Annotated in this window: 16 protein-coding genes; 8 read left to right on the top strand and 8 right to left on the bottom strand. The window is 73.5% G+C overall.

All coding sequences use genetic code 11. The annotated features are described in order from the left end of the window. Positions 1 to 104: 104 nt before the first annotated feature. The 6 genes from ACZ59A_RS16430 to ACZ59A_RS16405 form a co-directional block, all read right to left on the bottom strand. Complete coding sequence (locus tag ACZ59A_RS16430) at positions 105 to 1298, bottom strand: S8 family peptidase (protein WP_470959005.1); 1194 nt, start codon at positions 1296 to 1298, stop codon at positions 105 to 107. Beyond that, positions 1295 to 2332: a hypothetical protein gene (locus tag ACZ59A_RS16425; RefSeq protein ID WP_470959002.1), complete on the bottom strand. Its 1038-nt coding sequence runs from the start codon at positions 2330 to 2332 to the stop codon at positions 1295 to 1297. Before ACZ59A_RS16425 ends, ACZ59A_RS16430 begins: the two co-directional genes overlap by 4 nt. 158 nt (positions 2333 to 2490) lie before the next feature. Continuing rightward, positions 2491 to 4215, bottom strand: a complete 1725-nt coding sequence (locus ACZ59A_RS16420) for a glycosyltransferase family 39 protein (protein WP_470958999.1) — start codon at positions 4213 to 4215, stop codon at positions 2491 to 2493. A gap of 88 nt (positions 4216 to 4303) precedes the next feature. Next, the gene (locus tag ACZ59A_RS16415; RefSeq protein WP_470958996.1) at positions 4304 to 5101 is read right to left on the bottom strand and encodes a CAP domain-containing protein; all 798 of its coding nucleotides are present in this window, start codon (positions 5099 to 5101) and stop codon (positions 4304 to 4306) included. Between the two features lie 406 nt (positions 5102 to 5507). Beyond that, positions 5508 to 6269 carry a GNAT family N-acetyltransferase gene (locus ACZ59A_RS16410; protein WP_470958994.1) on the bottom strand — a complete coding sequence of 254 codons (762 nt, stop codon included), beginning with the start codon at positions 6267 to 6269 and terminating at the stop codon, positions 5508 to 5510. A 320-nt stretch (positions 6270 to 6589) separates the two neighbouring features. Beyond that, a complete protein-coding gene (locus tag ACZ59A_RS16405) occupies positions 6590 to 8836 on the bottom strand; it encodes a HelD family protein (protein ID WP_470959686.1) in 2247 nt (748 codons plus the stop codon). Between the two features lie 487 nt (positions 8837 to 9323). Between ACZ59A_RS16405 and ACZ59A_RS16400 the strand changes: the two genes are divergently transcribed. Then, complete coding sequence (locus ACZ59A_RS16400; RefSeq protein WP_470958991.1) at positions 9324 to 11270, top strand: FAD/NAD(P)-binding protein; 1947 nt, start codon at positions 9324 to 9326, stop codon at positions 11268 to 11270. After that, positions 11267 to 12643 carry a nitrosuccinate lyase gene (locus tag ACZ59A_RS16395; RefSeq protein ID WP_470958988.1) on the top strand — a complete coding sequence of 459 codons (1377 nt, stop codon included), beginning with the start codon at positions 11267 to 11269 and terminating at the stop codon, positions 12641 to 12643. The genes ACZ59A_RS16400 and ACZ59A_RS16395 overlap by 4 nt, the downstream gene beginning before the upstream one ends. 9 nt (positions 12644 to 12652) lie before the next feature. On the opposite strand, the gene ACZ59A_RS16390 is transcribed toward ACZ59A_RS16395, so the two are convergent. After that, positions 12653 to 15568, bottom strand: coding sequence for a helix-turn-helix transcriptional regulator (locus ACZ59A_RS16390; protein WP_470959684.1), 2916 nt, complete (start codon positions 15566 to 15568; stop codon positions 12653 to 12655). Between the two features lie 79 nt (positions 15569 to 15647). Here ACZ59A_RS16390 and ACZ59A_RS16385 point away from each other — a divergent pair, with 79 nt between their 5' ends. Both ACZ59A_RS16385 and ACZ59A_RS16380 read left to right on the top strand, forming a co-directional pair. Then, positions 15648 to 16544 (top strand): MBL fold metallo-hydrolase, encoded by an 897-nt coding sequence (locus tag ACZ59A_RS16385; protein WP_470958985.1) that lies wholly within the window; start codon positions 15648 to 15650, stop codon positions 16542 to 16544. Further along, positions 16535 to 17680: a carboxylesterase/lipase family protein gene (locus ACZ59A_RS16380; RefSeq protein ID WP_470958982.1), complete on the top strand. Its 1146-nt coding sequence runs from the start codon at positions 16535 to 16537 to the stop codon at positions 17678 to 17680. The genes ACZ59A_RS16385 and ACZ59A_RS16380 overlap by 10 nt, the downstream gene beginning before the upstream one ends. Positions 17681 to 17693: 13 nt before the next feature. Here ACZ59A_RS16380 and ACZ59A_RS16375 read toward each other — a convergent pair whose 3' ends face one another. After that, positions 17694 to 18317 (bottom strand): GOLPH3/VPS74 family protein, encoded by a 624-nt coding sequence (locus ACZ59A_RS16375; RefSeq protein WP_470958980.1) that lies wholly within the window; start codon positions 18315 to 18317, stop codon positions 17694 to 17696. Between the two features lie 95 nt (positions 18318 to 18412). Between ACZ59A_RS16375 and ACZ59A_RS16370 the strand changes: the two genes are divergently transcribed. From ACZ59A_RS16370 to ACZ59A_RS16355, 4 genes are all read left to right on the top strand, one after another. Further along, the gene (locus ACZ59A_RS16370; RefSeq protein ID WP_470958977.1) at positions 18413 to 19066 is read left to right on the top strand and encodes a hypothetical protein; all 654 of its coding nucleotides are present in this window, start codon (positions 18413 to 18415) and stop codon (positions 19064 to 19066) included. Between the two features lie 199 nt (positions 19067 to 19265). Continuing rightward, entirely contained in the window at positions 19266 to 20129 is an 864-nt protein-coding gene (locus ACZ59A_RS16365; RefSeq protein ID WP_470958974.1) for an SAM-dependent methyltransferase, read from the top strand. A gap of 116 nt (positions 20130 to 20245) precedes the next feature. After that, positions 20246 to 20602 (top strand): hypothetical protein, encoded by a 357-nt coding sequence (locus tag ACZ59A_RS16360; RefSeq protein WP_470958971.1) that lies wholly within the window; start codon positions 20246 to 20248, stop codon positions 20600 to 20602. Between the two features lie 224 nt (positions 20603 to 20826). After that, entirely contained in the window at positions 20827 to 23424 is a 2598-nt protein-coding gene (locus ACZ59A_RS16355; protein WP_470958968.1) for a SpoIIE family protein phosphatase, read from the top strand.

Below are 23424 nucleotides of genomic sequence, written 5' to 3'. Positions count from 1 at the left end.
TCGCCCCCCCCCCCCCCCCCCCCCCCCCCCCCCCCCCCCCCCCCCCCCCCCCCCCCCCCCCCCCCCCCCCCCCCCCCCCCCCCCCCCCCCCCCCCCCCACGCCGTCACCAGCCCCGCGGAGCACCCGCGGGCGGTGCGGCGACGGCCGCCGCGCGGCGGCGGCCCGCGCGGGTGATGAGCACCGCGCCGATGGCCATCAGCAGCCCCACGCCCGCCGCGCCGAGGCCGATCGTCACCAGATCCGTCTCCAGGGGCGGATGCTGGGTCTTCGGCGTCCCGTCCGGGGCGGCCAGATGCTCCTTGCCCTTGTACTTCACGGGGACCGTGCCGTCGGCGGGCGGCTTCGAGGATGCCTGGACGGCGGCGGCCGCGTTGATCGGCCCGTACCCGACCAGCGCGTCACGCCCGCCCGCCGGATGGCGCGCCGTCTTCGTCAGCAGGGCGCGGACCTGGGCGGGGGTCAGCTTGTCGTTGTGCGACAGCATCAGGGCCACCACGCCCGAGGTGAGCGCCGCCGCGGGCGAGGTGCCGTTGACCGGCTCGTACCCTCCGGTGTTCTTCGCGCTCATGATGGCCACGCCCGGCGCGGCGACCGAGTTGTACGTCCGCACCGTGGAGAACTCGGCGCGGCTGCCGTTCTGCTGGGTGGCGGCCACCGCGATCACGCCCGGATAACCCGCCGGGTACGAGGCGTCGTTGAACATGTCGCCGTCGTTGCCCGCCGAGGCGATGACCGGAATGCCCTTCTGGGCGGCCCGGGCCAGCGCGTTGACCTCGTCCTCGTCGACGCTGTCGCCGAACATCTCGCCACCGAGCGACATGGAGATCACATCGGCGCCGTGGTCGACCGCGTAGTCGATGCCCTGGCCGACCGGGCTGGGCCCCTGCTTCCAGTCCTCGGGGTCGTGATATTCCTTGTCGTCGATCACCCGGACCGACAGGATGCTCGCCTTCGGGGCCACCTTGAGGACGTCCGAGGCCATCATGGTGCCATGGTCGCCCCAGCGCGAATCGCCGGGCTGCAGACCGTCCTTGAGGAAGTCGGGGCCGGTGGTCACCTTGCCGTGCAGCGCCACATGGTTGGTCATGACGCCGCTGTCCAGGACCGCGACCTTGATGCCCTCGCCCTGCGCGGTCCGCTGCGCCGAGGCCAGGCCGAGCGCCTTCGCCTCCCAGCTGGTGGGGGTGGGGTTCGCGGCGCTGGCCGGGGGCGCGGCCACCACGCCCAGCACCGAGCCGAGGGCGACCGCCGTCATGGCGGTGCCGACGCGCGCGCGGGTGTGTCGCCGGGTGCTCATGAGGTCTCCTCCAACAGCAGATCGCCGAGGTGCATGTTCAGTGCGTCGACGAGGCCGGTGGCGGCGCCCCGCCACGGGGCGCGGTCCTGCTCGGCGTCGCTGCTGTACCTGCCCCACTCACCGGGCAGCTCGCCCGCCTTGCGGCCGTCGACGGCCCCGGCGGAGACCATGAGGGCGTACGGGACGTACATCTCGGTCACCGACTGCCCCGCCGTGCCGTTGGACCGCGCGTCGCTCCACCGGGCCGCGATGGTGCCCGGGACGGCGTACGCCTTCACCCCGGGTCCCGGGTTGTCCTTCTCCTTCTCGGCGTCGAAGAAGGTGCTCATCTCGTTCTTCACGGAGTCGCCCGCGGGCAGGACGATCAGCGCGGCGGTCGCGACGGTGTTGCCCGTCGGGTCCACATAGGTGGCGCGCAGCACTGCCTTGCAGCCGAGCTTCTTCGCCTCGGCCGCGGTGGCCCCGCTCAGCCCGTCGGCACAGCCGGTCTCCTCGGATATCCCGATGCGGTGCCACTGCGCGCGCTTGCGGTCGGCGCTCTCGGACTGGGAGTTCTCCTTGGGCGCGAGCGTGTCCGGGAAGAGCTTGTCCGCGGGCTCGTTGCGCCACATCGAGGCGCCGTACTCGCTGTGGTTGGAGATGTTCTGGCTGTGGTTCGAGTAGGCGTGCGCGGTCAGCGCGCCACCGCCCAGCATCGCGAGCCCGCCGACGATACCGAGGAAGGCGGTGAGGCAGGTGCGCCCCGTGTTCTTCTGCGGCCGCGCGGGCGGCGGCGGTTGCTGGGGGGCCATGGCGCCGTACGGTGCGCCCTGGGGACCCTGACCGGCGTACGGCGTCCCCTGCTGCCCGCCGTACGGTGCGCCCTGGGAGCCCTGGCCGCCGTATGCCGGCGTCCCCTGCCAGCCCTGCGGGGCGGCGGGCGGCGGGGACGGCGGCATGGGCGGTGGGGGCGGCATGGGCGGCGGGCCCTGCTGGGGTGTGTGTCCGTAGGGCCCAGCGCCGCCCGGGCCTTCGGGCGGCCTCGGGTATGACATGGGTGTTCCTCCTCGGTGTCGGCGGCCGGTGAGCGGGCGCACGACAGCTGAGAAGAGACGACTCCCACGGCACACGCCCCCGCACGTGCAGAGGAGAACTTTACCGATCATGGCTGGAAACAGCGCAACCGGTCGTCCCCGGCTGCCGTCGGAGCGCGCTAGGTGCGGCGGAAGACCGTGAGGGAGTGGCCGACCTCGTCGACCGGACGGCTGTGCTCGATCAGCGCCGCCAGCCGTCCCCGCGCCCCGGCGACCGAGGAGTCCGAAACGACGAGCAGCCCGCGCACCCGGCCCGGGGACACCCCGCGCGGGTCGGAGGCGTGGATGCCGTACGCGGACGGCACACCGCTGCCCTTGTACACCAGCCACACCCGCTCGCCCCGGTAGCGCCCCCGGAGGCGGTCGGCCAGCCGCCCCAGGTCCTGGCCCCAGTCGACGTTCGAGTCGTGCAGGTACAAGTGGGTTTCGGCCGGGCCGCCGAACGCCTCATTGGCGTACGGCAGGTAGTACGGCGAGGCCCGCAGCGAGCTGACCGCCACGCACACCACCAGCGCCGCCGTCACTCCGCGGGCCCCCCGCCACCGGAGCGTGACCAGCCCGGCCGCGGCGACCGCCAGGAACATCGGCAGGAAGAGCGCGTAGCGCACGCCGAGGTCGCGGGCTCCGTTCATGGCCATGGCCAGCAGCACGGCCGCGGGCAGCAGGACGTACGGCGCCGCGGGCCGCAGCCGGGGCACCGCCACCATCGCGGCGGCACCGGCTGCCCACAGCGCGAGCATGCCCAGTGGCGTCTTCACCAGCAGCGCGACCGGCAGGTAGTACCAGAGCGAACCGTGGTACTGGTGGCCGAGCAGGAAGCCGCGCCACAGCTGATTCTCGAATCCGAACTGGATGCGCATCCCGTCGCGGAACGGCTCGGGAAACGGCAGCAGGTCGACGGCGAGCCCGCGCAGCCCGTGGACGGCGGGCACATTGCCGGGCGTGGTCCAGCGCAACCGCGGGTCCACGGCGAGATACGCGGCCCACACCACGGCGAGCGCGACCAGCGCCATGCCCACCGCGGCCGCCACGGCCGGTGCCAGGGTGCGCGCCGTGCCACGCGCTCCGGTGCCGCGCGCTCCGGTGCCTGGTGTCCGGCGGGCGTACGCGTACGACAGCACCGCCAGCGGCATCAGCACCGGAACCGCGGGCAGCGCGCTCATCTTGGTGGCCGCGGCCGCGCCGAGCGCCGCCCCGGCGAGCGGCAGGTGGCATAAGGGGCGGCGGCGCGCCCGCCACAGCAGCCAGACCGAGGTCAGCAGGAAACCGGCCATCGGCACGTCGAGCGTGGCCAGCGAACCGTGCGCGATGACATCGGGCGAGAACGCGTACAGCGCGAGCGCCGCCACTCCGCCCACGGGACCGGCCAGCTCCCTTGCGAACGCGAAGACGACCAGCCCGAACAGCAGCGTCAGCACGATCACCGGCAGCCGTGCCCACAGCATCACCTGCCAGGGGTCGTTGCCCGACTCGTAGAGCAGACGCCGCCCCAGCGCCCCCTGGTCCCCGGCGAAACCGGGGGCCAGGCGGGCGTGGGCGAACAGCAGTCCGGTGGCGATGACGAGCTTGCCCAGCGGCGGGTGTTCGGGGTTGAACCGCAGACTGTGTTCCTGCAGGTAGGTCTTCGCCGTCCCCACGTACACCGGCTCGTCGATGGTCGGCGTCTGCTCCACGGCCGCGGTCACCATGGCGATGGCCATCTGCGCGAGCAGCACGGCCACGACGACCGCGACGGCCACGGCCATCCGGCGCCGCCGCGGCTCCCGGACCCGCGGCACCCCGGTCCGTACCACCGGGCGCACGGCCACCCGGGTCACCCTGTCGAGGACACCAGCCACGTGCATGGCACCCGACCATAATGGTGCGCATCCGCGAACGGGCCCAGGAACGCGAACTCGGCGCGAACCGCAAAAAGTGGGCGGGGCGAGAGGGCTAGCGGGCCGTGCCGAAGTCCTGCGTCCAGTAGTTGTCGGACCCGGAAAGGCCGACGCCGATCTCCTTGAAGTCGCAGTTCAGGATGTTGGCCTTGTGACCGGAGCTGTTCATCCAGCCCTCCATCACGCTCTTGGCCGAGCTGTAGCCGTAGGCGACGTTCTCACCGTAGGTGCTCCACGAGTAGCCCGCCTTCTCGATCCGGTCGCCCGGCTGCGACCCGTCGGACCCGGTGTGCGACATGTTGCTGTGCTCGGCCATGTCCGCGCTGTGGGCCTCGGCGGCCTTGGTGAGCTTCGCGTTCACCTTCACCGGCGAGCACCCCACCTTGGCGCGCTCGTCGTTGACCAGCTCCACGACCTGGGCCTCGGCGCTGGACGCCGTGGTCGACGGGGTGGCGGCGGCCTTGGTGGCGGGCGCGGTGGTGGCCGGGGCCTTCGACGCCGCCGCCGCCGGGGCGGTGTCGGAGAGGGTGGTGGCGGGGGCGGAGGTCGTACGGGTTCTCGGCGTGGCGGAGGCCGACCGCGACGCCCGCTCCGTCTCCTTCGCCCGCTTCGTCCGGGCCGGTTTCCCGGCATCCCGGTGGTGGCTCTTCTTCTCGTGCCACTGCTTGTCCCGGTCCTGCCCCTGCCCCTGCCCCGCGGACGCGCTGGTCTCGACACCGCTCGCCTTCGTGGTCTTGTCGTCCGGCCCGTCCAGACACGCCATCGCGACGGACGGCACACCCACGGCGGCCACCGCGACGGCGGCGATGGCTATCTTCCGGTGGTGCGTCTTCGTGGTCCGGTGCTTGCTCATGCGTGTCCCTCACTCGGTAGTCCCGGCACGCCCTCCCCCGTGTACGGCCGACTCTGTGCGCAGCGATGCCAGAACTGCCGAGGCGCGGTGTGAGCCGTCATTCTTGGGTCCGCCCCGAAGGCAATGCAACAAATGTTCGCTACTACCGAGGGTCGTAGTGCCGGGCGGCGCTTGCGGAGGGACGTCGGGATGTGCTGCGGGGGTCCGGTGAAGGAGATGTGACGGTGTCCCGCCGTCAGAACACCTGGTGGCCTTGGCGCCGGGCGGGACACCGGACCCGTGGCGAACCCGGATACGACATGTCGGCAAGAGCCGAAAAGTCTCCGATTTCGCCGAGCGGGTATCTACTATTGCGCCCCGTTCGTTCCGGGGTCCGATGTGACTGTTGTCATGAGGCCCGCCACGCTCAGTTGGCGGAGATCCGGGCGGCCACGCAGGGGTCCTCGTTGCGGTAGCCGAGGCGGGTGTAGAGCCGTTCGGCGGGGACGTTGTCGGCGAGCTGCCACAGCGTGCAGAAGCCGTGGCGGCGCACCGCGTACCGGGTCAGCCACGACGTCAGCGCCGCGCCCAGCCCCTGGCCGCGCTGGGCGGCGTCCGTCGCGACGGATGCCATCAGCGGAGCCCCGGTGTCCCGCAGGCTACTCAGGGCGCCGCAGGCCACCAGATTCCCGGCGTCGTCACGAATTCCGCACCACAGGCTCACATGCGCGGAGCCGGGGCCGGTCGAGTAGGCGGGGCTGTGTTCACCGAGGAAGGCGAGCAGCTCGTCGTGGTGGCTTTCGTCGAGGACGACGACGCGCTTCTCGGCCCGGTGCACGGGCGGCTCGTCCAGCGTCCAGCGGAACACCCACTCGACCACGTCGTCCACCGGCAGATGGCGGGCGACCAGGGCCTCGGTGCCACGCGGCCCGGTGAACTCCCGCACCTGCTCCGGGCGGCGCTGCGCGGCGCGCAGGACGAGCCCGGCGGCCGGCTCCGGGCCGCCGACGGTCCACACATGCCCGCGGGTGTCGTCGAGCCACGCCGCGGCGCCATCGCTCGACCAGCTGAAACGGCCGACCGGTCGTTGCCGCGCCGCGCCGAAACGCAGCAGCGCGGCACCGGGCCGCAACTCCAGGCCCTGGCTGAACAGGTCCGTGGTCCGGGGAGGAAGAGTCGTTGCCAGCATCGCTCTCAGGAATGACGTAGTAGAGGGACGGCGACAGTCCGGACGCGCGCGGGCGCGACCGGGGACTGTTCTGTGAGGTGTGGGGAGCCCGTCGGCGGCTGCGCGCGCGGGCGCGCCCGGCCGAACAGGGCGATCCACTGTCGCATACGGCCCCCGGCCCGGGGCAAATCGGCGGACGGCGCCCACCGGGCGTTCGTCCGACCGCCGCGGAAGTGTCCCCGGCCGTTCAGGACCGCGCCGCCACACCTCCGTGTCTCCACACCTCCGTGCCCTCCATGCCTCCGCACCGCAGCCCGGGCATCTCCGCACCGCGGCCCGGCTCACCGCTCCGGCGGAACGTCCGCGGCCTGCGGCTCGGACAGCCCGGCCAGGCCCTCCGGCAGGGCCCCGGTGTGCACCACGCCCAGCCGCTGGGTCGCCCGGGTCAGCGCCACGTACAGATCGCTCGTCCCGAACTCCCCCGGCTCGGCCACGATCACCGTGTCGAACTCCAGCCCCTTGGCCTGCCGCGGGTCCAGCAGCACCACCGGGCTGGTCAGATCCGGGGACCGCCCGGTGGACGCGTCCGGGAGCGCGGCCGCGAGGGCGTCGTGGTGGCCGCGCTGGGCGATCACCGCGAGGCGGCCCTCCGCCCCCGACTCCCGCGCCACGGCGTCGGCCACCGCGCCCGGCAGGTCGGCGGTGTGCCGCGCCCACGGACGTACGCCGGTGGCACGTACCGAACTCGGCGGCTCGAAGGCGGGGTCCGAGGTCCGGGCCACCTCCGCCGCGACGTCCATGATCTCGGCCGGGGTGCGGTAGTTGACGCCGAGCCGGGTGTGTTCCCAGCGGTCCTCGACGTACGGGGCGAGGATCGAGGCCCAGGAGCCGCAGCCGCCCGGCTCCGCGGTCTGCGCGGGGTCGCCGACCAGCGTCATGGAACGGGTCGGGGACCGGCGCATCAGCAGCCGCCACGCCATCGGGGACAGCTCCTGCGCCTCGTCCACGATGATGTGGCCGAAGGCCCAGGTGCGGTCGGCGGCGGCGCGTTCGGCGGCGCTGCGGTGGTCGGCCTCCTCGTTCCGGTCGGCCAGGCGTTCGGCGTCGATGAGGTTGTGGGCGGCCAGCACCTCGGAGTCGTCGTCCTCGCGGTCCTCGAACTCCTGGGTGCGGGATCCGTAGGAGAGGTCGAGCACGCCCTGCGCGTACTCGATGCGCTCCAGCCGCGCCCCCTCGGCGGCGGCGCGCGCCGCCGAGTCGTCCTCGCCGAGCAGTTCGGCGGCCTCGTCCAGCAGCGGCACGTCCGCCGGGGTCCACTCGCCGCCGGTGCGGCGGATCGCGGCGGCTTCGGCGTCGGTGACGTGCACGGGGTCGGTGAGGAAGTCCTCGACCAGCCGCTCCGGGGTGAGCTCCGGCCACAGCTCGTTGATGGCGGCGTGCACCTCGGAGCTGGCCGCGATCGCCTTGCCGAGCTGGGCGATATCGTCCGGGCCCAGCAGGTTCGGGCCGCCGAAGGGGTCCTCGCCGATCCGGTCGGTCAGCTGAGCGGTCAGTCCGTCGATGACACTGAACGCGAAGTGCGGCCGGGCCAGGTTGTGCGGCAGCCGGGTCTCGCGTGCGCGCCACCGCGCGTCGCTCGCGATGTCCGCGTCCAGGACCAGGTCACCGTCGTCATGAGGGATCACGATCTCCGGGTCGGGCAGCGCCTGCCGGTCCCGTACGAAGCGGGCCAGGGCATCCGCCATCGTGGCGCGGCCCTTGACCTCGGCGGCCTCCGGGGCATCGGTGCCGGTGGCCGTCACCCCGGGGTACAGCTCGCCGAGCGTGGCGAGCAGCACACCGGTCTCGCCGAGCGCGGGCAGCACCTCGCCGATGTAGCCGAGGAACGCCGGGTTGGGCCCCAGGACCAGCACCGCGCGGCGGGCCAGCAGCTCGCGCTGCGCGTACAGCAGATAGGCGGCGCGGTGCAGCGCGACCACGGTCTTCCCGGTGCCGGGCCCGCCCTCCACGACGAGAACGCCGTGGTGCGGGGCGCGGATGATCCGGTCCTGCTCGGCCTGGATGGTCTGCACGATGTCGTGCATCCGCCCGGTACGGGCCGAGTCGAGCGCGGCGAGCAGCACGGCGTCGGCGTCGCTGTTCTCGTGCCCGGTCCGCACGGTGTCGGCCAGGTCGAGGATCTCGTCGTGCAGGGCGGTGACCTGCCCGCGCTCGGTGGTGATGTGCCGCCTGCGGCGCAGCCCCATCGGGGTGTGCCCGGTCGCCAGGTAGAACGGGCGCGCCACATCGGCCCGCCAGTCGACGACCAGCGGGGTGTGCTCCTCGTCGTCACGCCGGATGCCGATGCGCCCGATGTGGTGGTCGCGGCCGTCACGGAACGCGAGCCGCCCGAAGCACAGCCCCCGCTCCCCCGCGTCGAACGCGGCGAGCAGCCCGGACCGCTCGGACACCAGCACATCGCGCTCCAGCCGCGCCTGGAAGTTCCGCCCCTCCATCGACAGGGCGTCACTCACCGCCTCCTCGGCCCCGGCCCGCAGTTCGGCGAGACGCGCATGGAGCAGGTCGATGAATTCCTGCTCCTGACGCAATTCCGCGTTTGACAATTCAACTCCCGCTGGATATGATGACTTCATCGAGTTTCAATGTGCCCCGAATGCGTGCAGGCACACAAATCCCCAATATACGCAGCGGAACTCCCCGGACTCAAGGCAGCCGGGGTGTTTTCTTTTTCTCTTCTTCTTCTCCGCGCGTTAATACGGTCCGGCGGCCGGTCGAGGGTTCAGCCGGATCAGGATGACGCCAGCCACCACACCGCCCGGGTGGGCAACTGGGTCGACGGCCGAGCGGCCCTGCTCGGCGGCGCCGGGCAACTGGGGACATTCGGGCGGAACGCCGGAATCGCGCCTCCCGGCATACGCTGCTCGCCCGGGAGAGCACCCGACCGAGGCACCCGCTCGGAGCCGAAGCGAGAGCGAGGATCGAGATGTCGTCCGCGATGCCCGCCACTGATCCGCACGACCAACTGGGCCACGGATTACCTGAGTTCGGCGACGAGTGCGACGAGGGGGCGCGGCGATGAGCGGCGGCCACGCGGAGGTGTGTGTCGTCGGCGCCGGGCCCCGGGGGCTGTGCGTGGTGGAGCGGCTGTGCGCCAACGAGCGCGCGGCACGGTCGTACGAGACCCTCACCGTGCACGTCGTCGACCCGGCGGCGCCCGGCGCGGGCGCGGTGTGGCGCCCGGGCCAGTCCCGCCATCTGCTCACCAACACCGTCGCCTCCCAGATCACCGTGTACACCGACGACAGCGTGCGCATCGAGGGCCCGATCGAGCCGGGCCCGAGCCTGTACGAGTGGGCGCGGAGCCTCGCCCGGTTCAGTGAGCCGGGCGAGTACGACACGCCCACGCTCGCCGAGGCCCGGGCGCTCGGCCCCGACTCGTACCCCACCCGCGCCTTCTACGGCCGCTATCTGCTGGACAGCTTCCAGCGGGTGGCCGCGCGCGCCCCGGAGCACATCACCCTCAGGGTGCACCGCTCGCGCGCGGTGGCGATGGCGGACACCAGCGGGGTGCCGGGCGGGCCGCAGGGCATCCGGCTGGCGGACGGCACCAGGATCCATCAACTGGACGCCGTGGTCCTGGCCCTGGGCCACCTCCCCACCCACCTCACCCCGCGCGAGGAGCGCACCGCCAGCCTGGCCCGCATCCACCACCTCAGCTATCTCACCCCGGCCAACCCGGCCGACGTGGACACCGGTTTCATCGAGCCCGGGGAGCCGGTACTGCTGCGCGGACTCGGCCTGACCTTCTTCGACCACATGGCGCTGTTCACCATCGGCCGCGGCGGTGTGTTCGACCGCGTCGGGGACCGCCTGGTGTACCGGCCCTCGGGGCGCGAGCCGGTGATGTTCGCCAGCTCGCGCCGCGGGGTGCCGTACCACGCGCGCGGGGAGAACCAGAAGGGCGCCTCCGGGCGCCACGTTCCGCGGCTCCTCACCCCCGAGACCATCGCCCGGCTGCGCCGCCGCGCCGCGGCGGGCGACCGGGTGCGCTTCGGCGCCGATGTGTGGCCGCTGATCGCGGCAGAGGTGGAGAGCGTCTACTACGGCACGCTGCTGGCCTCCCGCGGCGCCGATCCCGGGCCGTTCACCGACCGCTTCCTGACCGCCACGCGCCAGGAGCGGGCCGCCCTCCTGGACGCGTACGGCATCGCCCCCGGCGACCGCTGGGACTGGGACCGACTCCAACAGCCCTGCGCCGGAGGCGAGTTCGCCGACCGGGCGGAGTACCGGGCCTGGCTGCTGGACTATCTGGCCCGGGACGTGGCGGAGGCGAAGGCGGGCAACGTCGACGGACCGCTCAAGGCGGCCCTGGACGTACTGCGGGACCTGCGGAACGAAGTACGCCTGACCGTCGACCACGGCGGTCTGGACGGCGGGTCCCATCTGGACGAGCTGGACGGCTGGTACACCCCGCTCAACGCGTTCCTCTCCATCGGCCCGCCGGTCTCCCGCGTCGAGGAGATGATCGCGCTGATCGAGGCGGGGGTCCTGGAGGTCACCGGCCCCGGCACCCAGGTGTGCATCGACACCGAGCGGCCCGCCTTCGTCGCGCGGTCCGCCCTGGTCCCCGGTGAGCGGGTGCGGTCGCGGCATCTGATCGAGGCCAGGCTGCCGGTGCCCGACGTGCGCCGCGCCGCGGATCCGCTGCTGCGCCATCTGCTGCTCACCGAGCAGTGCCGTCCGTATCGCATCGAGGGGGAAGGAGGAGTCAGTTACGAGACGGGCGGGCTCGACGTCACCGAGCGGCCGTGCCATGTCGTCGACGCACAGGGGCGGGTCCATCCGCGCCGGTTCGCCTACGGTGTCCCGACCGAGTCGGTGCACTGGGTGACCGCCGCCGGGATACGCCCCGGCGTGGACTCGGTGAGCCTCGGCGACGCCGACGCGATCGCCCGCACCATCCTGGCCCTCTCCCCCGCCGCGCGGACGCCCACGCCACTCACCGCGGGAGTGATCGTATGAGCGACATCCTGACCGACGCGGGCCTGCTCTCCCCGGTGCGCGCGGGCACTCCCGCCGAGGCGGCGGTGTGCGACCTGGCCTGGCTGCAGGCCATGCTCGACGCCGAAGCCGCGCTGGCCCGCGCCCAGGCCCGGCTGGGCTCCCTGCCGGTGTCGGCGGCCGACACCATCACCCGGGCGGCCCGTGCCGAGCGGCTCGACCTGCGGGCGGTCGCCGTCGGGGCGCGGGAAACCGCCAACCCGGTGGTGGGCCTCGTACGCGCGTTCACGGAGGTGGTGGCGGCGGAGGACCCGGCCGCCGCCGAGTACGTCCACCGCGGGTCCACCAGCCAGGACGTGTTCGACACCGGCGCCATGCTGGTCGCGCGCGACGCGCTCCGGCTGATCCGGGCCGACCTGGACACCGCCGCCCGCGCCCTGGCCCGGCTCGCGGCCGAGCACCGGGACACCGCGATGGCGGGCCGCACCCTTGCGCTGCACGCGGTGCCCACCACCTTCGGGCTCAAGGCGGCGGGCTGGCGCGAGTTGCTGCTGCAGGCGGCCCACCGCATCGGCACTGTCGCGGACACCGGTCTGCCGGTGTCCCTCGGCGGAGCCGCGGGAACCCTGGCGGGCTACCTCGCATACGCCGGGCCCGTCGAGCCCGGCGCCTACCTCGACGATCTGGTGTCCGCGTTCGCCACCGAAACCGGCCTCGCCCGACCGGCCCTGCCGTGGCACACCCTGCGCACCCCGATCGCCGACCTCGCCTCGGCCCTGTCGTTCACCGCCGGAGCCCTGGGCAAGATCGCCGTCGATGTGCAGTCCCTGGCCCGCACCGAGGTCGGCGAGGTCGAGGAACCCACCGCCCCCGGCCGCGGCAGCTCATCGGCCATGCCGCACAAACGCAACCCGGTCCTGGCCACGCTGCTGCGCAGCGCCGCCCTCCAAGTGCCCCCCATGGCAACGGGCCTGACTCAGTGTCTGCTCTCCGAGGACGAACGCTCGGCGGGCGGCTGGCACGCGGAATGGCACCTGCTGCGTGAATGCCTGCGCCTCACCGGCGGCGCCGCCCACACCGCGGTCGAACTGACCGAGGGCCTGCGGGTACGGGCGGAGCGGATGGCCGAGAACCTGGAGCTGACCGGGTCCCGCATCGTCTCCGAACGCGTCGCCGCCGTACTGGCCCCACGCCTCGGCAAGGCGGCGGCCAGGCAGCTACTCGACACGGCGACGGCCGAGGCCGAACGCACGGACCAGCCCCTCGCGAAGGTCCTCGCCGACCTGCCCGAGCTCGATCTCGACGCCCCGGAGCTGGCAGCCCTGTGCGACCCGGCCCACTACACCGGCGCCGCGGGCCCGCTGGTCGACCGCGCGCTGCGGCTCCGCGACTGACGGACACCCTTAGGTCCGACCGGAAGCCTCGAGGACGTCGCGGAGTTGGGAGCGGGCCGTGACGCCGAGTTTGGGGAAGCTGCGGTAGAGGTGGGAGCCCACGGTCCGGGGGGAGAGGAAGAGACGTTCGCCGATCTCGCGGTTGCTCAGGCCCTTCGCGGCGAGGCGGATGATGTGCTGCTGCTGGGGTGTGAGGGAAGTGAGGGCGTCCGGGGCGGCGGGGGCCGCGTCGACACCCGCGGCGCGGAGTTCGGCCCCGGCGCGGTCGGTCCAGGGGTCGGCGCCGAGGCGGCGGAACGTCTCCAGAGCGGTGTGCAGGAGGGGGCGGGCGTCGGTGATGCGGTGGGCGCGGCGCAGCCATTCCGCGTGGTCCAGGAGGATCTGGGCGCGTTCGAAGGGCCATTGACGGCCCGCCGGGTCGGCCAGCGCCGCGGTGAAGTGCGGTTCCGCGCGGGAGGGGTCGAGCAGGGCGTGGGCGCGGTGGATCAGTGCGCGCATCCGGGGTGAGGGGTCGTCGGCGAGCCGCTTCTCGGTGCGTTCCACGATGGCGGCGGCCTCCGCGTGGTGGCCGGTGCGTACGGCCGCGGCGGCGAGTTCGGCGAGCCCGGCGTGGGAGCACGCGTAGTGAACGGGGTCGCCTTCGGCGGTGAACAGCAGGCGGAACTGTTCGTACGCGGTGCTCTGGTCGCCCTCGGCGACGGCGGCCATGCCCAGCGCCCAGCGGGCGCGGACGGCGACCGCGCGGCTGCGGTGCGGATCGACCAGGGACAGGGCGTCCGACGCGGCGGTACGGGCCTCGGCGGTCCGTCCGGTCAGGGCCAGCGGGGCGGCTTCGAGGGACCGTACCGCGGCTTCGAGGTGGGGCAGCCCGGCGACGGAGGAGGCGGTGTTCGTGGCGGCGAGCCTGGCCTGCGCCCAGAGCCCGTGGTCCAGGTAGGCCCACCCCGCCGTGCAGCCGAGACCGGTGGGCAGGGCGCCGCGCAGCCGCCAGCGGTCGAGGGCGTCGTCGAAGATCCGTACCGCGAGGGCCGTCTCGTCGAGCAGCCACGCCATCGCGCCGAGCGAATTGAGCAGGGCCGGGTCGCCGTCCGCCTGCTCCACCAGCGCCGGGAGCGCCGCCACCCGTTCGGAGCGGGCTTCGGTGGGGTCGGTCACGGTGAGCGTCCAGGGGTCGCCCTGCGCCTGTGCCCGTACGGCCAGCCGATGGTCCTCGTCGCCGGAGTAGAAACCGGCCACGGACGCCAGCACGACGGCCGTCCGGCGCAGCCGGGGGTCTTCCGCCGCCCGGGTCAGCAACGTCAGCGCGGTGTCGTGCTCGGCGCTCAGCGTGAGCACCTGCCCGACCCGCAGCGACGCCTCGGCCACCAGCGCCGGGTCGTCGGTGAGCGCCCGGGCCCGCGCGGCGAGTTCGCGCACCCAGTGGGGCTGGCCGGTGGCGACGGCCTCGCGGGCGGCCGCCACGAGGCGGCGGGCGCGATCGTGCGGCGCGGGGCTCAGCTCGGCGGCGCGTTCCAGCGCGGTGACGGCCGCGGTGTACCCGCCGCGTGTCCGGGCCCGGCCCGCGGACTCCTCCAGCGCGGCGGCGATCTCCTCGTCCGGGCCCTCCGCGGCGGCGGCCAGATGCCAGGCGCGGCGGTCGGGTTCCCCGGTGAGCGACGCGGCGAGGTCGCGGTGCGCTTGGCGCCGGGCGGCCAACGGTACGGAGTGATAGACCGCGGACCGGATCAGGGGATGCCGGAAGCGGGCCCGCCGGGCGTCGCCGCCCCCGGTGATCCGGAGCAGTCCGGCCGCCTCGGCCGCGGCCAGCGCCTCGATCCGGCCCGCCACGGCCCGTTCGTCGGCAGCCACCAGGAGCAGGGCGTTTCGGGTGTCGGCGGGGAGGGCGTCGAGGTCGGCGGCGTAGAGCCGCATCAGGCGGTCGGTGGGCGGCAGGAGGTCTTCGGCGGTGGAGTGCGTAAGCCCTGCGGAGTCCGCGCCGTACGCCCCATGCGCCCGGGCCAGTTCGACCAGGGCCAGCGGATTTCCGGCGGCCTGGTCGAGGATGCGCATGCGGCGGCTGCCGGTAGGCGGATGCGGCTGCCGGTCCAGCAGCTGGACCGCCGCGGAGGCGTCCAGCGGACCCAGCGGGAGCGTGGGAAATCCGGAGAACGCCGCCGGGGCCGCGCCGCCCGTCGCGTCCCGGGTGCCCGCCAGTACGGCAAGGGGTTCGTCGTCGATGCGCCGTGCGGCGAAGGCCAGCGCCTCCAGCGAGCCGGTGTCGACCCACTGCAGATCGTCCACCAGCACGAGCAGGGGCGACCGCTGGGCGAGATCGGAGAGCAGAGCGAGCAGCGCGACACCGAGGAGCAGTCGATCGGGCGGGGTGGCGCGGTGGCGACCGGCCGCGGGGTCGGTGGATCCGGGGGCAGTGGCTCCTGGGTCGGCAGCTCCTGGGTCGGCGGCTCGGGCTCCGGGGTCCTCGACGCCAGCGCCCGCCGCACCGATGCCCCCACGACCGGTGGCTCCGGAGCGGCCGCGGCCCGCGCCCTCAATGCCCGTATCCCGACCGCTGATCTCCCAGGGGCCGGTGCCTTCGACGCCAGCGCCCGCGGCGCCCGGGCCGTCCTGGCGACCGGCACCACCGAGGTCGCTGCCCCCGTCGCCCGGGGCCTCGGCGCCGATCGCGGCCAGCAGGGCCGACCGCTGGCGGGCGGGTAGTCGGGCGGTGCCGCCGAGGATCGGGCGTAGGAGCTGGTGCAGTCCGGCGAACGGCAGGTTCGCCTCGCTCTCGCTGCCAGTCATCCGCAGCACCCGGCCCCGTCCCCGGTGCCGGTCCGCCGCCAGTCCGAGCAGGGTGCTCTTGCCCGCGCCCGGTTCTCCCGTCACGATCAGCACGCCGCTGGTCACACCGAGCACGGCCGCGCTCTCGCTCTCCCGCCCGACCATGGTCATCACTCGACTGTATCCGCCGGTGCAGTCATGTGACGGATACCGCCGGCCCCGGGCCGGGGAGCAGGCTGGACGCATGGACACCATGACGCTTGGCAACGTCGACCTCACCCGCGTGGTCGAGCTGCCCTCGAAGGGCCTCGCCCGCGACATCATCTTTCCCGATGTGCCCATGGAGCACTGGCGGGCGAACGAGAGCTGGCTGGCACCCGAGTTCGTGGACCTCGCCGCCGACGAGGTGCGCACGATGATCCAGACCTGGGTGCTGCGCAGCGAGGGCCGGACCATCCTCATCGACACCGGCATCGGCAACGGCCGGGAGCGGCCGCATATGCCGCTCTTCCATCAGCTGAACACCGACTTCCTCGGTGAGCTGGCCGCGGCGGGGGTAAGCCCGGAGGACGTCGACACGGTGATCTGCACGCATGTGCACGGGGACCACGTCGGCTGGAACACCATGCGGGTCGACGGCGAGTGGCGGCCGACCTTCCCCAATGCGCAGTACGTGATCTCACGCGCCGACTTCGACTACTGGAACCCGGAGAACGGCCACCGGACCCGCTCGGGCCCCAAAATGGCGAACGTGTTCGAGGACAGCGTGGCCCCGGTCCACCAGGCCGGGCAGACCGTGCTGTGGGAGGGCGACCACTACGACATCGACGCGAATCTGACCCTCGAACCCGCCCCCGGCCACACGCCCGGCTCCACCGTCGTACGGCTGCGGTCGGGCACGGACCGGGCGCTGTTCGCGGGCGATCTGCTGCACAGCCCGCTGCAGCTCGTCGAGCCCCACGACAGCCCCTGCTTCGACGAGGACGAGGACCGCGCCCGGATCGCCCGGCGCCGGGTGCTGGAGTCGGCCGCGGACGAGGGGGCCCTGCTGTTCCCCGCGCACTTCCCCGGCGCGGGCGCGGCCGAAGTACGGCGCGACGGGGACCGGTTCGCGGTGAAGGAGTGGGCGGCATGGCGGTGAAGAGCTTCCGTAACATCCCGTACGCCGCGGCCCCGACCGGGGCCGCGCGGTTCGCGGCGCCGACTCCGGTGGACGGCGTACGAGGGCTCGACGGGCCGGGGCCGACCGCCCCCGCCCCGGCGCGGCGGTTTCCGCTGGACCTGAGCCCGGTGACGGGTCCGGGCTGGGTACGCGGCGACGACTACCTGACCCTCAACGTCTGGGCCCCGGAGGAGGCCCCGGAGGAAGGGGGCAGCGGAGACGCACCGGTGATGGTCTACGTGCACGGCGGCGGCTTCCTGTCCGGCACCGGCCAGGCACCGCTGTTCGACGGGACGTCCTTCGCCCGCGACGGCGTCGTCCTGGTGACGCTCAACTACCGGCTCGGCGCGCCCGGCTGGCTCGATCTGCCGGACGCGCCGGGCAACCGCGGCCTGCTGGATGTGGTCGCCGCGCTGCGCTGGGTGCGCGAGCACATCGCGGAGTTCGGCGGGGATCCGGACCGGGTCACGGTGTTCGGGCAGTCGGCGGGCGCGATGATCGTCAGCGCGCTGCTGGTGACGCCCGGGGCGGCCGGGCTGTTCCGGCGCGCCATCAGCCAGAGCGGCGGGCTGCACACGCTGACCGGCGCGGAGGCGGCGGAGACGACCCGGGCGCTGGCCGACCGCCTGGGCGTTGCGGCGACGGTGGCGGGGTTCGCCGAGATCCCCGACGAACGGCTGGTGTCCGCGGTGGGCGAGCTGCCGGGCCCCGGCGCACGGCTGACCCCGTTCGGGGTGGTGCTGGACGACGTACCCGAGGCGCACCCGGTGGACCTGATCGTGGGCACGAACACCGAGGAGTCGCGGCTCTACCAGCAGCCGCGGCTGAGCGCCGCCATCGACGCGATGTTCCGGGGCGGCAGCCAGCGGCTGGTGTCCCTGCACGGCAAGGCGTACACGTACGACTTCGACTGGCGGGACGGTCCGTTCGGCGCGTGCCACACCGCGGAACTTCCGTTCGTGTTCGACAACACGGGCCTGCCCGCCCTCCGTACGCCGGACGGGCTGCTCGGGCCGGACATTCCGCGGTCGCTCGCCGCGGAGATGCACGGCGCGTGGGTGCGCTTCGCCACGACCGGGGATCCCGGCTGGTCGGGGACGCACCGGTTCGGTTAGCAGACGCCGGGGGTCAGTAGCCTCGGCGGACGTTGTCCACGGCCGCCGCGTCGCGCCGCCGGTCCCGCCGCTGCCGTTCGGCGGCCAGCTCCGCGAGGGCGTCGTCAAGCGCGGCGAGCACACGGGCCACCGCGTCGTCGGACACCTCCATGGCCTCGTCGGCCCCCTCGCCGTCCCTGTCGCGGATGCCGATGGCCTCCGCCAGGGCGGTCAGGACGGGCTCGTCCGTCCGCCGGCGGTTCGCCGCACGGCGGCGGGCGTCCGTGTCGACCAGGGCCAGTTCACGGGTCCAGAACACCTTCCAGCGGCGGTTGCGCTGCCGGACGAGCTGTCCGTCCGCCTCCAGCGCGGACAGATAGGTCGCCGACAGCCCGCGGCCCCTGCGCCACAGCCAGTCGCCGATGGACTCGTACGGCGCCTCGCGGACGAGCGACGAGGCGGCCTGGTGCAGCAGCGGATCGGCGGGCGCGCCCGCGGGGCCCGGCACGATGCGCTCGCCGTCCAGCCCGGCTTCCTGCGCGCCCAGGAGGTCGATCAGCTCGGCTCCGGCGAGCGCGAGCGACAGATCGCCCCGCTCCACCAGGCGGCTGGTCTCCGCGTCCATCGTGACGATCAACAGGTCCCGCGAAGTGGTCATGAAAGGGCTCCCTGCCAGGCGTCCGTTACGACCAGTGTCCTCCCGGTGTCGGGCCGATGCATCCTTCCAGGTCGGGACTTGGCTTCCCTCGCCCGGTGATCGAGACTGTCGTCATGCACATGGAACAGGGGCCGGGCCAGGAGTACGTCGTCAAGACCGACCCGGGGACGGTGGCCCGGATGCGGGCCTCCCTGCTGCGCGCCCTGCCGGTGCAGGCGTGGGCCGGGGTGGTCGGCGCGGTGTTCATGCTCCTGCTCGTCGGCGGCATCGTCTTCTCCCTGTCGGGCACCGGCGCCTTTCCACTGGTGATCCTGTTGATGACCGCGTGTTTCGTGCCGCTCTACCTGCGCGATTCCTTGCGCCGGTTCGCCGCCCTGAAGCGGCTCAAGCGCACCTGGGCGGTGAAGGAGATCTCCCCGGTCGCGATGCGGGTATCTCCCGAGGGCCTGACCTGCGTCATCGACGCGGCGCCCGAGGACGTTGTCCTCCCCTGGGCCGCGGTCGCGAATGTCCAGGTGAAGGCCAGTGAACGCCTCACGGTGCTGCGGGTGGGCCTCGCCCCCGGCGCCGCCACCGCTCCCGGGGCCACCGGACTGGACCAGCCCGGGGTACGCATCCGGACGCGGCGGTCCTGGAAGGGCGTATCGCGGCTCCACCTGGCCGTCTTCACTCCCCTCCGGCCCATAAGCGAGAGCGAGATCGACCAGGCGCTCGGCCACTTCTCGGGCGGACGCGTGCGCGTGCGCTGATCGTCCAGGCCACCGGCGATCCGCGGACCGGCTACGGCAACGGACAACGGACGGGGGCCGGACGCCCCCTCAACGGCCGTTGCCTTCCGCACAGTTATTCGGACCCGCGGGTAATCGGCCGGGCCGGGCGGCCTACGATCCTTAACGAGAGGCGCCGCTATCGCCACGCATCGCGCCCGGAAACGGAGGAATACGCCACGTGTCCGCGCAAGGAGTAGCACCCCAGACCGGGAGTGGCCCGGAGCCCCCCAACACCCCGCTCAACCAGGGACGGCCGCACAGCGCCCGGATGTACGACTACTTCCTGGGCGGCAAGGACAACTACGTCGCCGACCGGCAGGCCGCCGCCAAGGTGCTCACGCTGTGGCCGGGCGTCATGGTCGCGGCGCGCACCAACCGGGCGTTCATGCAGCGCGCGGTCCGGTTCCTCGCCGCCGAGCGGGGCATCCGTCAGTTCCTCGACATCGGCACCGGCATTCCCACCCGGCCCAATCTGCACGAGGTCGCCCAGTCGGTGGCCCCGGAGTGCCGGGTCGTCTACACCGACAACGACCCGATCGTGCTGGCCCACGCGCAGACGCTGCTCACCAGCCACCCCGAGGGGCGCACGGCGTATGTCGACGCGAATGTCGCCGACCCCGACACGATCCTCTCCTCCCCCGGCGTCACCGAGGTGCTGGATCTGTCCCAGCCCGTGGCCCTGAGCCTGTGCGCGCTGCTGCACTTCGTGCCGGACGAGTGGGAGCCGCACGGCATCGTGGGGAAGCTGGTCGACGCGCTCGCGCCCGGTTCGCATCTCGTCCTCAGCCACATCACCCCGGACTTCGACCCCGAGGCCACCCAGCGCACCGTGCAGATCTACCACAACGGGGGCATCCAGGGGAAAATCCGCACCCGGGACGAGGTGGAACGATTCTTCACCGGTCTGGAGCTGGTCGAGCCCGGCCTGGTGGTTCCGCATCGCTGGCGCACCGAGCTGGCCACCGGGGACCCGGGAGTGGAGACCGGCGATGTGACCGACGAAGAGGTGTCCTTCTGGGCGGGTGTCGCCCGTAAGCCTTGAGGGACCTTCGGCGGTCGGTTCCGCGTTCCTGTCGCACCCCTGTCGCGTCGTCCGCCTCTTGAGGGGAATTACGCCAAGTCACTGTGCGTGCCTTTCCGGTTCGCTACTGTGACGGCATGAGCGCCAGGAACGTGGACCCCGCCGACGAGTGGCCGCTGCCTCCGCCCTGGATGTGGGGGTGCGGCAAGTGCACCGAGCTGTACCGGGCGATGAAGCAGGCTCCCAAACTGGTGGACGCCGCGCTGGAGGAGCTGGGACCGGGGGTGGACTGCGATCCCCATGACTCCATCGTGTCGACCCAGATCCGGCTGGCCCGGCACATCGCCACCCGCCATGTCCCGGAGCTGCCCGAGGCCGACGAGAAGTGCGAGCGGTGCGTGTCGGACGCCTCCAGCAGGCTTCCCGCCGTGCTCGCCCTGGAGCACCGCGCCCGCCATCTCTTCGCCCCGCCCAGCATCGTCGACATGCTGTAGCCGGAACATGCGGTAGCCGACCGCGGTAGTCGACTGCGGTAGCCTCCGGCTCCGGCCCGCCCTGCGGCTTCCCTGAGCTGTGACATTCTGGTGGGTGGGTGCCCTGCCACTCCTGGGCGGCGCGGTCCGGCATCGCCGGATACGGCGCCCCTGCCCTCGCCGCCCGTGTTCCGGGGACTTCCACCTGCCCGTACCTGCGGCACGGAGGGGAGGCAGACAGGAACATGCCCCATGGTGCCGGTTCGATGTCCCCGGCGCCGGAACCCACCGGGCGGGAGCGGGTTCTGGCCTTCGCCGGGGTCTCGCTGGCGGCCGTCTATGTCCTGGGCGAGGGGAACGACGGCCTGCGGCTGGTCGAGACCGCGTGGGCGGCCGGGGCCACCGCGGCTCCGCATGCGCTGCCGGAGCACTACGCGCTGTCCGACCGCTCCCCCGCCGCCGACGCCCTGTGCACCGGCCGTCCGCTGTGGCTGGACTCCGCGGCGCTCGCCGCCTATCAGCAGAACGGGGCGGCCCAGCAGACCCAGCAGGCCCAGCAGAGCGGAACGGCCCAGCGGAACGAGGCGGCTCCGCAGGGCGGAGCGGCCCGGAAGGACGGGGCTGCGGCGCGCTGGCCCGGTGCCTCGCTGGGCGCGCTGCCGCTCGGGGGCGAGGGCAGCCGACTGGGCTGTCTGCTCATCGTGGGCAGCGCCGCAGACGGCTTCGAGACGGAGCAGCGGGGCTTTCTGCTCCGCTACGCCGACGCGATCGCCACCCGGCTGCGGGCCGCCGGTGCGTCCCGCCCCGCGGCGACCACGCTGCTGGGTCCCGCGCTGCGGAGTCTGCGCGTCGGGTCGTTCGTCCTGCTGCCCGGCACCGGCCTGATCGAGGCGGACGCGACCCTGCTGAACCTGGTCGGCATCGCCCCGGACGACTTCGACGGCACCGTGGACACCCTGCTCGCGTGCACGGTCCCGGAGGATCTGCCCGCGCTGCTGTCGGTCGTCGAGCCGTCCGCGCAGGTGGCCGGGGACCGCGAGCTGGAGTTCCGGATCCGCCGCTCGACCGGCGAGGTCCGCTGGCTCCGGCTGAGCTGCCGGGTGGGAACCGATGCGACGGGCCGCCCGGAGCGCGTCGTGGGCGTGGTGACCAGCGCCGCCGCGCTGCGCTCGCGCGCCGACGACGTGTCCCGGGTGCAGTGGCTGACGACCGCGCTCGACAACGCCATGACGGTCCGGGACGTGAGCCGGGTGGTGATCGCAGCCCTGGGCGAGCCGCTGGGGGCGGACCGGGTGGCGCTGGCCGAGTTGCAGGCGGACCGGCTGGTGGTGGTCGGGCTCGATCCGCCGCAGGCCAACGCCTGGCCGGAGCTGTGGCGTTCGGAGTGGCATTCCGAGTGGCCCGACGCCTCCATTCACGCCCTGCCGAGCCTGCGGGCCGCCCTGCGCGAGGCCCGGCCGCGGCTGTGGCCCGCGGGCGCCACGCTGGAGCCGGGGCTCGCGGGCATCGGCCCCGGCGGGCTGGCCGTGCTGCCGCTCCCGGCCCACGGCCAGGTGGCGGGGGTGTGTCTGATCGGCTGGGACGCTCCGCACCCGTTCGGCCCCGAGGAGCGGTCGCTGCTCACCGCGACCGCGGGGCTGGTCGGCCAGACCCTGATGCGGGCGCACGCCTACGACGCCGAGCAGGAGCTGGCCACGATGCTCCAGCGCAGCCTGCTGCCGCGCAGCCTGCCGCCACTGCCCGGCGGGGTCGCCGTCGCCCGCTATCTGCCCGCGATGCGGGGACTCCAGGTGGGTGGCGACTGGTATGACGTCATCGCGCTCTCCGAGAGCCGGGTGGCGCTGGTCATCGGCGATGTGCAGGGGCACAGCGCCGCCGCCGCGACGATCATGGGCCAGATGCGGACGGCGGTCCGTGCGTACGCCGTGGAGGGACATCCGCCGGATGTGGTGGTCTCCCACGCCAACCGGCTGCTGGTGGGCATGGAGGCGGACCTGTTCGCCACCTGCACCTATGTCGAGCTGGACATGGAGGAGGGCAACGCCTGGTTCGTCCGGGCCGGGCATCTGGCGCCGCTGGTGCGCCGCCCGGACGGCACCACCGAGGAGGTGGTGGTCGAGGGCGGGCTGCCGCTGGGGGTGGTCGCGGACGCGGAGTTCCCCATGACGGCGGAGCCGCTGGCCCCGGGCACGGTCCTCGCGCTGCTCACGGACGGCCTCGTCGAGTCCTCGACGCTGCATCTGGACGACGGCATGCGCCGGATGCGGGACACGCTGGCCACCGCTCCCACGGATCTCGGGCGGATGGCGGACGCGCTGCTCGCGGTGGCCGACCGGCGCGACGACGACGTGGCGCTGCTGCTCCTGCGGTACGACGGCATGCGGGTCCGGCCCATCCGTTCCGGCTGGCTGGTGTGGCGGCTGCCGGACGCGGTGATGCACGCCCGCCGTTTCACCGCGCGCACGCTGCGCTCATGGGGCCTTTCGGACCAGGGCGATGTGACGCTGCTGGTCGTCTCCGAACTGGTCACCAACGCGCTGATGCACACGCACGGCACGGTCCGCCTCGACCTCACGTACGCCGTGGACCGGCTGCGCGTCGCGGTGACCGACTCCTCGCCCAGGGCGCCCGCCAAACCGGTGGTCACGGACTGGGAGGCGACCGGTGGCCGGGGGCTGCTGCTGGTCGAGGCGATGTCGGCGTCCTGGGGCTCCGTACCGGTCGGCGGCGGCAAGCAGGTGTGGAGCGACATCGTCGTGCCTCGCCGTGAGGCCGGGCCCGGTGCGGCCGGACCCGGGGACGACACCGAGCCGGGGCCCCGGGTCCGGCAAGGGGGTGTGTGA

The organism is Streptomyces sp. NPDC040405 (assembly GCF_055595765.1).
This window is presented reverse-complemented; position numbering and strand designations above follow the sequence as displayed.